The 13829-nt window shown below is 73.1% G+C and carries 11 protein-coding genes and 1 riboswitch; of the genes, 5 read left to right on the forward strand and 6 right to left on the reverse strand.

Annotation, left to right across the window (positions count from 1 at the left end):
- Positions 1 to 118 precede the first annotated feature (118 nt).
- The 3 genes from ACFOWE_RS00895 to ACFOWE_RS00905 all read left to right on the forward strand — a co-directional run bounded on the left by ACFOWE_RS00895 (position 119) and on the right by ACFOWE_RS00905 (position 2357).
- Positions 119 to 676 carry a GNAT family N-acetyltransferase gene (locus ACFOWE_RS00895; protein WP_377284793.1) on the forward strand — a complete coding sequence of 186 codons (558 nt, stop codon included), beginning with the start codon at positions 119 to 121 and terminating at the stop codon, positions 674 to 676.
- Between the two features lie 270 nt (positions 677 to 946).
- Entirely contained in the window at positions 947 to 1693 is a 747-nt protein-coding gene (locus ACFOWE_RS00900; protein ID WP_377284794.1) for a sirohydrochlorin chelatase, read from the forward strand.
- 196 nt (positions 1694 to 1889) lie between these two features.
- A complete protein-coding gene (locus ACFOWE_RS00905; RefSeq protein ID WP_377284795.1) occupies positions 1890 to 2357 on the forward strand; it encodes an OsmC family protein in 468 nt (155 codons plus the stop codon).
- Positions 2358 to 2498: 141 nt separating this feature from the next.
- Here the strand turns inward: ACFOWE_RS00905 and glgA are convergent, their stop codons facing one another.
- The gene (gene glgA / locus ACFOWE_RS00910; protein WP_377284796.1) at positions 2499 to 3680 is read right to left on the reverse strand and encodes a glycogen synthase; all 1182 of its coding nucleotides are present in this window, start codon (positions 3678 to 3680) and stop codon (positions 2499 to 2501) included.
- 49 nt (positions 3681 to 3729) lie between these two features.
- Here glgA and glgC point away from each other — a divergent pair, with 49 nt between their 5' ends.
- Complete coding sequence (gene glgC, locus ACFOWE_RS00915; protein ID WP_377284797.1) at positions 3730 to 4956, forward strand: glucose-1-phosphate adenylyltransferase; 1227 nt, start codon at positions 3730 to 3732, stop codon at positions 4954 to 4956.
- 204 nt (positions 4957 to 5160) lie between these two features.
- Here glgC and ACFOWE_RS00920 read toward each other — a convergent pair whose 3' ends face one another.
- Positions 5161 to 5928 carry a hypothetical protein gene (locus ACFOWE_RS00920; protein WP_377284798.1) on the reverse strand — a complete coding sequence of 256 codons (768 nt, stop codon included), beginning with the start codon at positions 5926 to 5928 and terminating at the stop codon, positions 5161 to 5163.
- 415 nt (positions 5929 to 6343) lie between these two features.
- A complete protein-coding gene (locus ACFOWE_RS00925; protein WP_377284799.1) occupies positions 6344 to 7108 on the reverse strand; it encodes an enoyl-CoA hydratase/isomerase family protein in 765 nt (254 codons plus the stop codon).
- Positions 7109 to 7182: 74 nt separating this feature from the next.
- On the opposite strand from ACFOWE_RS00925, the gene ACFOWE_RS00930 reads away from it, so the two are divergent.
- The gene (locus ACFOWE_RS00930) at positions 7183 to 8847 is read left to right on the forward strand and encodes a hypothetical protein (RefSeq protein ID WP_377284800.1); all 1665 of its coding nucleotides are present in this window, start codon (positions 7183 to 7185) and stop codon (positions 8845 to 8847) included.
- 60 nt (positions 8848 to 8907) lie between these two features.
- Here the strand turns inward: ACFOWE_RS00930 and ACFOWE_RS00935 are convergent, their stop codons facing one another.
- From ACFOWE_RS00935 to ACFOWE_RS00945, 3 genes are all read right to left on the reverse strand, one after another.
- Positions 8908 to 9933 (reverse strand): mechanosensitive ion channel family protein, encoded by a 1026-nt coding sequence (locus ACFOWE_RS00935; protein WP_377284801.1) that lies wholly within the window; start codon positions 9931 to 9933, stop codon positions 8908 to 8910.
- 83 nt (positions 9934 to 10016) lie between these two features.
- Entirely contained in the window at positions 10017 to 11012 is a 996-nt protein-coding gene (locus tag ACFOWE_RS00940; protein WP_377284802.1) for a ribonucleotide-diphosphate reductase subunit beta, read from the reverse strand.
- A gap of 140 nt (positions 11013 to 11152) precedes the next feature.
- Positions 11153 to 13414, reverse strand: a complete 2262-nt coding sequence (locus ACFOWE_RS00945) for a ribonucleoside-diphosphate reductase subunit alpha (RefSeq protein WP_377284803.1) — start codon at positions 13412 to 13414, stop codon at positions 11153 to 11155.
- A gap of 213 nt (positions 13415 to 13627) precedes the next feature.
- A riboswitch (cobalamin riboswitch) is annotated at positions 13628 to 13829 on the reverse strand.

Consider the following 13829-nt stretch of genomic DNA (forward strand, 5'->3'; position numbering starts at 1 on the left):
CTCCAGGACGCCGCTCCGCGGCCGCCGGGACACCCGCTGACAAAGTGCCGAAATCCAGAAATGAGATCAACCGGAATGACGCCTAGCCGCGGGACTCCTGAGGCGTTAGCGTCAGCGCATGCGCCCTGTTGAGATCTCCGGCAAGGGACTCGGACTGAGGGAAGTGACGCTCGCCGACGTCGACGCGCTGCACGCCGTGTACGGCGACCCGGCCGCCACAGAGCACCTGCCGTTCGACCCCCGCACCCGGGCGGAGGTCGAGCAGCTCGTCACGGAGGCGATCGAGGCGGCCGAAAAGGAACCCCGGAGGCTCTACCTGCTGGCGGTGACCGAGCAGGACAGCGGATCGGTGATCGGCGTCGCCCGGCTGCACATCGAGGCCGACCACCCGCACAGCGCGGAGATCGGTCTCGGGCTCCGCCCCGACCACTGGGGCAGGGGGATCGGCACCGACCTGGTCCGGCTCCTGCTCACCTTCGGCTTCAAGCACCTGCGCCTGCACCGCATCTGGGGCGCCCGCTCCCCCGCCAACACCGCCGCCCAGCTCGCCATGCTGGTCGCCGGGATGGTCGAGGAGGGCAGGATCCGGCACCACGTGCGGGCCCGCGGCGCCTGGCGCGACTCCGTCGTGCACTCGGCCCTGGAGGACGAGTGGGAGGGGCACCGCGGCCTCTGACCCCCGCCGGGACGCGGCGTCCGCCCCGGCGGGGCACCGTGCGGATCTCCTCGAGGGCACCCGGGGCCGTCCCGAGCACGGCCCAGGACCGTCCCGCGTACGCCCGGGAGGCACCCTTCACCCGCGTTCCCGTAGGTTGTGACAGAATCGCTGCCGTTTTCCGGCAACGAAGCGACCGAAATGGCCCTAGAGTTCGCGCGTGTGAGTGAGAGTTCCAGCCTCCCCGTGCGCGGGCGCGCCACCCGGCCCTCCGGCCGGCACCGTAAGCCCGTGCCTTCCCAGCTCCCGCCCGAGGCGCCCGCGCTCGTGCTGGCCGTGCCCGGCGACGCGTCGGGCGTCGCCGCCGAGCTCGCGGCCATGGTGCGGGTGGACAACCCGCAGATCGAGGTCCGCCTGGCCGGTCTCGGCGAGGACGGCAAGGAGCTGACCTCCGAGCTGGAGGCCTCCGCCCGCTCCCGTCCCGAGGACGGCACGGCCGCCATCGTGGTGCCTCTCCTGACCGGCCCGCACCCCGTCGCCGACCGGATGATCGCCGAGGCGGTCGCGGCGAGCGGGGCGACCGTGACGGTCACCGAGTCGCTCGGGCCGCACCCCCTGCTCGCCGAGGCCCTGCACATCCGCCTGTCGGAGAAGGACCTGGCCCGGCCGGACCGCGTGCGGCTGCTCAACGTCTCCAGCCCGGTCGACGCGGTCATCCTCGCCACGGTCGGCGGGGACAGGGCCGCCGTGGAGGCGCAGCCGACAGCCGTGCTGCTGGCCTCGCGACTGACGCTCCCGGTCCTGGTCGCCTCCCTGGACGGCGCGCCCGCCGTCGCCGACGCCGCCGAGCGGCTGCGCGGGATCGGCGCCCGGCGCATCGCCCTGTCCCCCTGCCTGATCGGCCCCGAGGCCGACCCCGGGCTGGTGGGCGCGGTCGCCGCGGACGTCGGCGCCGAGCCCGCCGGCCTCCTGGGCTCGCACGGCCTCATCGCCGAGCTGACGGCCCGCGCCTACGGCAGCGTGCTCGCCGAGGCGTAGCCCTCGGATCACCGAACCCGGCGGCCCCATAGCGGGGCACGGCGGGGCCGCGCCGGGGTTCATCGCGGGGCCGGGGGCGCCCGGAGCGTGGCCCGCACCCCGCCGCGGGGCGGGACGCGGGCCGCCCCGCCCCGCGGAGCGGGACGCGCACCGGGCCGAGACGCCCGCGCGCCCCGGCCTCCGCCATGATTCACGTATGACACGCGAACACCGCTATCGGCTCACCGTCACCTGGACCGGGAACCGCGGCGAGGGCACGGCGGGCTACCGGGCCTACGGCCGCGAGCACGAGGTCACCGCACCGGGCAAGGCGCCGCTGGCCGGCTCGTCCGACCCCGCCTTCCGGGGGGACCCGGCGCGGTGGAACCCCGAGGAACTGCTCGTCGCCTCGCTCTCCCAGTGCCACATGCTCTGGTACCTGCACCTGTGCTCCACGGCCGGCGTCGTGGTGACGGACTACGTGGACGAGCCCGAGGGCACGATGGCCGAGGAGCCGGGCGGGGCCGGCCGGTTCAGCCGGGTCGTGCTCCGCCCGACGGTGACCGTGGCCTCGCCGGAGATGGCGGCCGAGGCGGAGCGCCTCCACCACGAGGTCCACGCCTACTGCTTCATCGCCCGCTCGGTGAACTTCCCCGTCGTCCCCGAGCCCGTGATCAGGTCCTGAAGGGCGCGGTTCGCCGCAGGCCGGCGCCGGGGACCTCCGCCCGGGAGCGGTCCGGCCCCCGGCGCGGCCCGCACCGGGGGCCGGGGGCTGTGCGGCGGGAGCACGGGACGGGCCGCCCCCGCGGCGTGGTCCCGCGCTCCGTCACCGGGTGACCGACCGGTAGAGCTCCATCGTCCGCTCGGCGATCCGGGCCCAGGAGAAATGCTCCACGGCCCGGACCCGACCCGCCCGGCCCAGCTCCGCGGCGAGCGCCGGGTCGGCCAGCAGCCGGTTGACCCGCTCGGCGAGGTCGGCGGCGAAGACGGCCGGATCGTCCGGCGTGCCGTCCGCGGCGCCGGACGCGATCGGGACCAGCAGGCCGGTCTCCCCGTCGGCCACCACCTCGGGGATGCCGCCGGTGGCCGTGGCGACCACGGCGGTCTCGCAGGCCATGGCCTCGAGGTTCACGATCCCCATCGGCTCGTAGACCGAGGGGCAGACGAACACGGCGGCGTGGGTGAGGATCTGGATCACCTCGGGACGCGGGAGCATCTCCGAGATCCACACGACGCCCGCCCGCTCCCGCTCCAGCTCCCGGACGAGCCCGGCCACCTCCGCGGCGATCTCCGGCGTGTCGGGCGCGCCCGCGCAGAGCACCAGCTGGGCGCCGGGGTCGAGGTCCCGGGCCGCGTGCAGGAGGTGCACCAGCCCCTTCTGCCGGGTGATCCGGCCGACGAACACCGCGTACGGCCGGCCGGCGTCGATGCCGTGCTTCTTCAGCACGTCGGTGCCGGGATCCGGGGCGTACTCCCCGGTGTCGATCCCGTTGTGGATCACCGATACCCGCTCGGGGTCGATCTCCGGGTAGCAGGCGAGCACGTCCCGGCGCATGCCCTCCGAGACCGCGACGATGGCGTCGGCGCCCGCCAGCGCGGTCCGCTCCGCCCACGACGAGAGCGTGTACCCGCCGCCGAGCTGCTCGGCCTTCCACGGCCGGAGCGGCTCCAGGCTGTGCGTGGTCGCCACGTGCGGCACGCCGTACAGCATCTTGGCCACGTGACCGGCGAAGTTCGCGTACCAGGTGTGGCTGTGCACGACGTCGGCGCCCTCGCACCCGGCGGCCATCTCCAGGTCGACGCCGAGCACCTGCAGCGCGGCGTTGGCCGCGCCCAGCCCCTCCGGCACCCGGTAGGCCGCGACGCCGGGCTCGGAACGCGGCGCCCCGAAGCAGTGGACACGGGCGTCGGCGAGCCGCCTCAGCTCCCTGGCGAGGTACTCGACGTGGACTCCCGCGCCGCCGTAGACGTCCGGCGGGTACTCACGGCTCAAAAGATCGACGCGCATGCTCCCACCCTAGTGTTTGGTCCCTGTTGTCGGGGTTAAGGTCATCTCTATGAGAGTCCTCGCGATCGTGCTCGCCGGCGGTGAAGGCAAGAGGCTCATGCCGTTGACGGCGGACCGGGCGAAACCCGCGGTGCCGTTCGGGGGGATCTACCGGCTGATCGACTTCGTGCTGTCGAACCTCGCCAACGGGCACTACCTGAAGATCGTGGTGCTGACGCAGTACAAGAACCACAGCCTCGACCGGCACATCTCGCGCACCTGGCGCCTGTCGGCGATGCTGGGCAACTACGTCACGCCGGTGCCCGCGCAGCAGCGGCTCGGGCCCCACTGGTTCTCCGGGTCGGCCGACGCGCTGTTCCAGAACCTCAACCTGATCTACGACGAGATGCCCGAGCACGTCATCGTGTTCGGCGCCGACCACATCTACCGGATGGACCCCCGGCAGATGATGGAGCAGCACGTCGACTCCGGAGCCGACGTGACCGTCGCGGCGATCCGGCAGCCGCTCTCGCTGGCCGACCAGTTCGGAGTGATCGAGACCGACCCCGCGGGGCGGCGGATCACGGCCTTCCGGGAGAAGCCCAAGGACGCCGTGGGCCTGCCGGACGCGCCCGACCAGATCTACGCCTCCATGGGCAACTACGTCTTCCGCACCCAGGCGATGATCGACGCGCTCCGGGAGGACGCGCTCGACCCCACCAGCAAGCACGACCTGGGCGGGAACATCATCCCGATGATGGTCAAGAGCGGCAGCGCCGAGGTCTACGACTTCGCCGACAACGTCGTGCCCGGCTCCACCGAGCGCGACCGCGGCTACTGGCGCGACGTGGGGACCCTGGACGCCTACTACGAGGCGCACATGGACCTCATCTCCGCGCACCCGGTCTTCAACCTCTACAACGACCGCTGGCCGATCTACACCGGCCACGACCCGCTCCCGCCGGCCAAGTTCGTGCACAACGCGGGCGACCGGATCGGCCGGGCCGTCGACTCGCTCGTCTCTCCCGGAGTGATCGTCTCCGGCGGTCTCGCCGAGCGCTCCATCCTCTCCCCCGGCGTGGTGCTGCACTCCCACTCCGTGGTGGAGGACTCCGTGCTGATGGGCAACGTGAAGGTCGGGCGCGGCGCGATCGTGCGCAAGGCGATCATCGACAAGAACGTGGTCATCCCGGACGGCGCCCGGATCGGCTTCGACCTGGAGCACGACCGCTCCCGCTTCGCGGTGACCCGCGGCGGCATCGTGGTCATCGGCAAGAACGAGATCGTCGACCGGTGAGCCCTCCGCGGGCGGACGGTACGGCCGTCCACCCCCGCCCGGGGCCGGTCCCGGGCGGGCCACCGCGCCCGCGTCCGTGGGGGCCCGGTCCCGCCTTCGCCCCGGCCTCCGGGTCCGCGCCGCCGGCCGCCTGGAGGTACGGCCGGCGGCGGACGCCCGGAGGCGGGACGGCTAGGCTCCGGCGGACGCCCGGAGGCGGGACGGCTAGGCTCCGGCGGACGCCGGGCCGGGCAGCCGCTCCAGGATGGCCTGGAACATGGCCGCGTTGGACTTGGCCAGCGCGTCGACCCGCGTGCTCAGATCGTCGACCCGCGTGCTCAGATCACCGACCCGCGCGTTCAGATCACCGACCCGCGCGTTCAGATCACCGACCTGGACGCTGAGGTCGTCGATCCGGCCGGTGAGGCGCTCGTCCATCTCGGTGACCCGGCCGTCGAGCTCGTAGACCCGCAGAGCCAGCTGGTCCACCCGGCCGGTGAGCTGGTCCACCCGGCCGGTGAGCCGGTTGTCCAGCTCGGTGACCCGCATGGACACCTCGCCGACCCGCTTCTCCAGCCGTTCCGCCCCGTTCTCGAGGCAGTCGAGCCGCCCCTCCAGCCTGCCGAACCTCGCGTCGGCCTTGTCCATCCGGTCGCAGAGGCGGCGGTTGAGCTCGGACAGCTCCTCCATGCGCTCATCGACCGACGTCAGCCGCTCACCGAACGACGTCATCCGCCCGTCGACCGACTCCATGCGCTCACCGAACGACGTCGTCCGCTCCACCAGGAGCACGACGTCCCGCTTCGTCTCCGTGGCCGTCTCCTCGACCGCGACGAGCCGGCGGTTCATCTCCTCGATCAGCCGGTAGGCCGGATCCACCGCCTGGTAGCTGTGGTCCAGCGACCGCTGCCTGCATCGCATGCCGAGCTCCATGATCTCGCGCTCCAAGTGGTCGACCCGCTCCTCGAGCGTGGGGGTGGGCACCGTGTCCACGGATTTTCCTCCGGACGTGGTTCGCAGCGTAGCCGAGGCCCGCCGGCGAGGCGGGGGAATGCCTCGCGGGAAGCAATTCTGGAGATCTCCGGAGCCGTTTCCCGGAAAATGGGAAAACTGAAAAACCTCAGATTCAGAGAATGGATGGGTAATCATCCGCCCGCGCCGGAGGAAACCCTCACCGGGAGGGTGACGAGTTACACGTCCCTCGATCACACGTCCTGAAATATCCTGACCGGCGACAGAGGCGCCCCGCCGGAGCGGGGCGCGTGGCGATGCCCCTCGCCCGGCCTCCGCCCCTTCGCCGGCCCCGGCCGTTCTCCTCCCTCACCCGGCTGCCCTCCTCCGGCCTTCGCCCCCGCGCCCGGCCGTCCGCTTCTTCCGGCTCCGGGCGGGCCGGGCGGCGGCCGGGTGGTCAGCGGCCCCAGGTGAAGCGGGGCGGGCGCCGCTCCAGGAAGGCGGCGACGCCCTCGGCCAGCTCGTCTCGGGAGGCCTTCTGCCACTCGCGGAAGCGGTCGTCCCCGGCCCGCCCCTCCACGATCTCCTTGCTGGCCGCCAGGGTGAGCTGGGAGCGCCCGGCCATGGTGCGCGCCAGGCCGTACACCCGCTCCGCGAGCTCCTCGGCGGGCAGCAGCTCGTCGACCAGGCCGATGCGCAGGGCGTGCCCGGCGTCGATCAGGTCGGCCGAGTAGAGCAGGAGCTTGGCCGCCGACGGGCCGACGTGCTCGACCAGGCGCCGGGTGGAGGAGAGCGGGTAGACGATGCCGAGCTTGGCCGGGGTGACGCCGAAGCGGGCGCCGGCGGCGGCCAGGCGCAGGTCGCAGGCGAGGGCGAGCTGGCAGCCGCCGCCCACGCAGAAACCCTCCACCATCGCGATCACCGGCTTGGGGAACCGGGCCAGCGCCCGCTCGGCGGCGACGGTCAGGCCGGTGGCGTCGTCCCCCTCGGACAGCCCGGCGACCTCGGAGATGTCGGCGCCGGAGCAGAAGGTTCCGCCCGCTCCGGCGAGCACGAGCACCCGCACCTGCGGATCGGCGGCCAGCGGCTCGAGGATCCCGGGCAGCGACCGCCACATGTCCGCGCTCAGCGCGTTGCGCTTGGCCGGCCGGTCGATGAGCAGCGTGGCGACGTGCTCGGCGCGGTCGTGGACGGAGAGCCGGAATCCATCAGGTATGTGCACGGGATGGATTCTCCCGCTACCGTCGTTCGATCATGGAACAGCCCTCTGCCCCCGGTTCCCCGGAAAGGTCCCGAATGCGCCTGACACGGCCGTTCCGGCGGTTGAGCCCGGCCGAGCGGAGACTCTGGGACGCCTACCCGACAGGCGCCTGGGTGGACCTGCGCTCCGGCGACCCCGAGGCCGACGACCCCGCGAACGGGGCGGGGTGGGGACCGGAGCGGACGGTCCGGGCGGAGGTGGTCGCGGCGCTCCTGCTCGGCGCCCGGGAGGCCGCGCCGGGCACGACCCCCGGCCTCCGGCTGGCCGGGGCGCGGATCACCGGCGACCTGGACCTGTCGGACGCCGTCGTGGGGAGCAAGCTCCACCTGCTCAACTGCCATCTGGCCGGGACCGTCGACCTCGGTGACGCCAAGACCCAGGGGCTGCGCTTCCGCGGCTGCGTGCTGGGCCGGGTCCGGGCGGCCCGCTGCTCCGTCGACGGGCTGCTGGAGTTCGACGGCTCCTCCCTGCGCGGCCTGCGGATCGACAACGCCCACGTCACCGGCCAGCTCCGGCTCGCCCACGCCCGGGTGGACCCTCCCGGCGAGGAGGGCGCCGCCCGCAGGGCGGCCATGGAGGACGTCAGGAAGCCGTACAGCGAGGCCGAGCGGCGCGAGCGCGGGCTGGACGACGGCCGCCGGTGGGCGATCTGGGCGGGCGGGGCGGTCGTGGACGGCGGCGCGTTCCTGCGGGGCCTGCGCACCACCGGCGGGCTCCGCCTGGTGGGCGCGAAGTTCCACGGCGGCCTGTACCTGCAGGAGGCGTCGATCAGCGCCACCGCGCCCGCCGCGGCCGGAGCGGCGGAAGGCGGGACCGCGCCGGACGGGCCGGACGGGCCGCCGGCCGACGATCTCGCGAGCGGCGGGCCGCCCGTCGCCTACGCCGTCTACGCCGACTTCATGGAGGCCGCGGCGGCCGAGTTCAGCGCCGGGTTCACCGCCGAGGGCACCGTGCGGCTGCGCGGGGCGCGGATCGGCGGCGTGCTCTCGTTCGACCGGGCGGTGCTGAAGGCGCCCGGCCGGTCCCTGCACCTGAGCCACATGCAGGTGGACGAGCTGATCCTCAAGCCGGCGGAGGTCGAGGGGGCGGTCAACCTCGGTTACTCGCGGATCGGCGTGCTGCTGGACCGGCTCGCGTCCTACCCGGACCGGGTCCAGCTGAACGGCCTGGCCTACGAGGCGCTGCGCGGGCCGTGGACCGTGGCCGAGCGGCTGGCGTGGGTATGCCGGGACCCGGACGGCTACCGGCCGCAGCCGTACGAGCAGCTGGCCGCCTGGTACCGGCGGATCGGCCACGAGCCGGACGCCCGCCGGGTGCTGCTGGCCAAGCAGCGCGAGCACCGCGGCACGCTGAGGTCCACCGGCCGGTTCTGGGGCCGGTTGCTCGACGTCGCGGTCGGGTACGGCTACCGCCCCTGGCTGGCGGGGCTCTGGGCCGCGGTGCTGCTGGCGGCGGGCACGGCGGTCTTCTCCGCGGTGCCGCCGGTGAAGATCGACCCGGACCACGTGCGGACCTTCAACGCCTTCGTCTACACCCTGGACCTGCTGGTGCCGGTGAGCGTCTTCGAGCAGCGCGGGGCCTGGGACCCGGCCGGCTGGACGCGGTGGCTGGCCTGGACTCTGGTCGCCTCCGGCTGGGTCCTGGCCACGGCTCTGATCGCCGGTGCCGCCCGGGTGCTCCGGCCCTCGGCCACCGCCTGATCTCCGGCGGTCCCGGAGCGGCCGGACGCCCCGGGGCCGCCGGAGGGGTCGCCGGAGAGGTCAGGGCGCCCGCGTCTCCACCCGGAAGCGGGGCAGCGCCTCGGGGTACTTCTCCCGGACGAACTTGAGCATGTGCTCGCGCATGTCGCACTTGAGGTCCCAGGCGCTGGCGGAGTCGGCGGCGCTCATCAGCGCGCGCAGCTCCACCAGGCCGTTGGGCAGGATGTCGGTGACCTGGAGCGTCCAGTCCTTCTGGTCCCAGAGCGGGTGCTCGCGCAGCGCGTGGTAGAGCTCGGCGCGCAGCTCCTCCACCGGGACGGACCAGTCGACCCGGAACATCACGTGGCCCACCACCCGGCTGCCGTGCCGGGTCCAGTTCTCGAACGGGTTGCCGGTGAAGTAGGAGACGGGCAGGACCAGCCGCCGCTCGTCCCACAGCCGCACGACCACGTAGGTGAGGGTCAGCTCCTCGATCCGCCCCCACTCGTTCTCCACCACGACCACGTCGTCCAGGCGGAGCGCGTCGCTGAAGGCGAGCTGGAGCCCGGCGAGCATGTTGCCGAGGGTGGACTGGGCGGCGATGCCCGCGACCACGCCGGCGATTCCGGCGGAGGCGAGCAGTCCGGCCCCCAGCGCGCGCACCTGGGGGAAGGTGAAGAGCATCGCGCCCAGCGCGACCACGATGACCACCGCCGAGGCGACCCGGCGGACGAGCGCGATCTGGGTGCGGACGCGGCGGGCCCGCATGTTGCGCTCGCCCTCGATCCGGAGCAGCCGGTCCAGGACGACGTCGGTCACCGCGTAGGCGCCCTGGATGACCAGCCAGGTGACCGAGCCGATCATGGCCAGGCTGAGGAGCCGCTGGATGTTCTGGTTGGCCTCGCCGTCGGCCATGCCCGGCTCGTAGACCGTGTAGGCCGCCACGACGGCGGCCGTGGCGAAGGCCGGCCAGGTGCAGCGCCTCATCAGCGGACCGGCGAGGACCCATTTCTCTCCGATCAGCCGTGAGCGCAGCACCCGCCTCACCACCTCCACGGCCGCGACGGCGGCCAGCACGGAGCCCAACAGGACGATCCAGTCGGACACAGGCGGATTCCCCCCTCATCAGTCCTCATCGGTTTTTACCGATGATTACCGACGGGAGGCTTCCCCTTGGGGTTTACCTGTAATCAGAACTCCTCATCGAATGTGACATTCCCCTCAACTGCCACCTGATACGCAGATACCCGGCGCTCGAAGAAGTTCGCCAGCTCCTGCACGTCCTGCAGCTCCATGAAGGCGAACGGGTTGGCCGTGCCGTACCTGGCCGGCAGGCCGAGCCGGGCCAGCCGCCGGTCGGCCACGTACTCCAGGTACCGCCGCATCGCCTCCACGCCCATGCCGGGCAGGCCGTCGCCGCACAGGTCGGCGGCGAAGGCCAGCTCGGCCGCGACCGCCTCCTCCATCATCCGGGTGACCCGCGCGCCGAGCTCGTCGTCGAACAGGTCGGGCTCCTCGGCCCGCACGGTGTCCACCACGCTGAAGGCGAACTCCATGTGCATGGACTCGTCGCGGAAGACCCAGTTCGTCCCGGTGGCCAGGCCGCCCAGCAGGCCGCGCGAGCGGAACCAGTAGACGTAGGCGAAGGCGCCGTAGAAGAACAGGCCCTCGATGCACGCGGCGAAGCAGATGAGGTTGAGCAGGAAGGCCCGGCGATCCTCGCGGGTCTCCAGCCGCTTCAGGTCGCCGAGCGAGTCGATCCAGCGGAAGCAGAACTCGGCCTTGTCCCGGATCGAGGGGATGTGCTCGACCGCGGCGAAGGCCCTGACCCGCTCGTCGTGGTCGGGCAGGTAGGTGTCGAGCAGCGTCAGGTAGAACTGCACGTGCACGGCCTCCTCGAACAGCTGGCGGCTGAGGTAGAGCCGCGCCTCGGGGGCGTTGACGTGCTGGTAGAGGTTGAGGACCAGGTTGTTGGCCACGATCGAGTCGCCGGTGGCGAAGAACGCCACCAGCCGGTTGATCAGGTGCCGCTCCTGGGGCGTCATCTTCGCCAGGTCGGCGAGGTCGGAGTGGAGGTCCACCTCCTCCACCGTCCAGGTGTTGCGGATGGCGGCCCGGTAGCGCTCGTAGAAGTCGGGGTAGCGCATCGGCCGCAGGGTCAGGTCCATGCCGGGGTCGAGCAGCATGCTGGGATGTCTCCGTATCGGTTCGTCCGCGGGCCGCGGGAGGCCGTCGCGGGGTGTCAGAGGTCGTGTCGCGGCCGGCGGCGGAGGGCGCCGGCCGGGGGGGGCGGCCGCCGGGAGCGTGGGGGCGGCCGCGGCGGGCGCTACTGGCAGGCCTCGCAGACCTCGGGGTTCTCCAGGGAGCAGGCGACGGCGTCCGCGTCGGGAGCGGCCGCGGGCGCCGCCTGCGCGGCCACCGTGGTCTGGGCGATCCGCGTCGCGGGGCGCGAGCGCAGGTAGTAGGTGGTCTTCAGCCCCGACTTCCAGGCGTAGGCGTACATCGAGGAGAGCTTGCCGATGGTCGGGGTGGCCATGAAGAGGTTCAGCGACTGCGACTGGTCGACGTACGGCGTGCGCGCGGCGGCCAGGTCGATCAGCGCCTTCTGCGGCAGTTCCCAGGCGGTCCGGTAGAGGACCTTGAGGTCGCCGGGGATCCCCGGGATGTCCTGGACCGAGCCGTCGGCCCGCTTGATCGCGTCCCGGACCTCCTCCGTCCACAGGCCGCGCTCCTCCAGGTCGCGGACGAGATACCGGTTGACCTGGAGGAACTCCCCCGACAGGGTCTCGCGCTTGAAGACGTTGGACACCTGCGGCTCGACGCACTCGTAGCAGCCGGCGATGGAGGCGATGGTGGCGGTCGGCGCGATGGCGATCAGCAGCGAGTTGCGCAGGCCGGTCCCGGCGATCCGCTCCCGGAGCGCGGCCCACTCCGCGGAGCGGCCCGCCCCGTGGCTGCCCGCGTAGTGGTCGGGGTGGAGCACGCCCGCCGCGGCGCGGGTCGCGCCGTAGGAGGGGTGGCGGCCCCGCTCGGCGGCCAGGTCCGCGGAGGTGGCGTAGGCGGCCAGCGCGATCTCCTCGGCGATCCGGGTGGACAGCTCCAGCGCCTCGCGCGAGTCGAACGGCAGGCGCAGTGCGAAGAACACGTCGGCCAGGCCCATCACGCCCAGCCCGATCGGCCGCCACCGCCGGTTGGCGGCCTCGGCCTCCGGGGTGGGGTAGAAGCCCAGGTCGATGGTGCGGTCCAGGAAGCGCACGGCGGTGCGCACGGTACGGCGCAGCCGGGCCCAGTCGAGGCCGCCGCCGGCCCCGTCCCCGGCCCCGCCGCCGGTCAGGTGGGCGGCCAGGTTGACCGAGCCGAGGTTGCAGACGGCGGTCTCGGCGTCGCTGGTGACCTCGAGGATCTCGGTGCAGAGGTTGGACAGGTGGATGACGTTGCCGGGCAGCGCGGTCTGGTTGGAGGTCCGGTTGGCCGCGTCCTTGAAGGTCATCCAGCCGTTGCCGGTCTGGGCCAGGGTGCGCATCATCCGGCCGTAGAGGGTGCGGGCGGGGATGCTCCGCACGGCCTGCCCGGCGGCCTCGGCGGCCCGGTAGGCGGCGTCGAACGCCTCTCCGTACAGGTCGACCAGGTGCGGGACGTCCTTGGGGTCGAACAGCGACCAGTCGGCGTCGGCCTCGACCCGGCGCATGAACTCGTCGGGGACCCAGTTGGCCAGGTTGAGGTTGTGGGTGCGCCGGGCCTCCTCGCCGGTGTTGTCGCGCAGCTCCAGGAACTCCTCGATGTCGGCGTGCCAGGTCTCCAGGTAGACGCAGGCCGCGCCCTTGCGCCGGCCGCCCTGGTTGACCGCGGCGACGCTGGCGTCGAGGGTGCGCAGCCACGGCACGATCCCGTTGGAGTGGCCGTTGGTGCCGCGGATCAGCGAGCCCCGGGAGCGGACCCGGCTCCAGGAGACGCCGATGCCCCCGGCGTACTTCGACAGGCGCGCCACCTGCCCGTAGCGCTCGTAGATCGCCTCCAGCTCGTCGCGGGGCGAGTCGAGCAGGAAGCAGGACGACAGCTGCGGGCGGCGGGCGCCGGAGTTGAACAGGGTGGGCGAGCTGGGCAGGTAGGACAGGCTCGTCATGAGCCCGTACAGCTCGGCGGCCTCGGCGACCGTCTCGGACAGGCCGCAGGCCACCCGGAGGAAGAAGTGCTGGGGGCGCTCGAGGACCTTGCGGGTCTCGGGGTGGCGCAGCAGGTAGCGGTCGTAGACCGTGCGCAGCCCGAAGTACTCGAAACGGGTCTCCTCGCGGACCAGCGCGTCCAGCTCCGCGGCGTGGGCGGCGACGAACTCCGCCAGCCGGTCGGCGACCAGCCCGGCCGCGTGGGTCGCGGCGACGGACTCGGAGAAGGTCCGCACGCCGTGCCCGGCGGCCTCCTCGGCGATCAGCCCGTCCAGCAGGGCCGCGGCGATCCGGGAGTTCTCCGGGTCGGAGATCACCCGGGCGGCGGCCTCCTCGATGGCCAGCCGCCGGGCCTCCGCGCCGCCGCCGGCGGCGGTGGCGCCGTCCGCCGCCCCGGTCACGGTGCCGTCCATGGTCTGTGTCACGTGCATCCCTCGCCTGCTGCGTTCCCCGTGGGTACGGCTCTCGCGGGACGGCACGCGTCGGAGGGCGGATCCGTGGCCGGATTCGGGCATGCGGGTCCGCCTCGTCCGCGGGCCCTCCCTCGAGGCCCTGGACTGTCTCCGTGGCGGGACGGCCGCGGCCACCGCGCTCCCGCGGGGCCGCTCCGGGCCTCCCGCGGGAGCCGGACCCGGCTCCCCTGCCACGCGTCACCGGCAGGTCTTCGGACTCACGGGCGTCGCGTTCGCGTTCTCCTACTGGCCGTCGCTTCCCAGGTCTCCCCAGTGCTCGACTGACGGCGGTCGTTCCCGTTCACCGCTGCGGGGCAGTCCCGGAATCGCACCGGGTTCCCTCTTGCCTCGCCCCGCGACGGGGCGAACCAGCAACGAGGAGGATCCT

This window comes from Planomonospora corallina, from assembly GCF_042650625.1.
In the GTDB taxonomy this organism is placed as follows: Bacteria; Actinomycetota; Actinomycetes; order Streptosporangiales; family Streptosporangiaceae; genus Planomonospora_B; species Planomonospora_B corallina.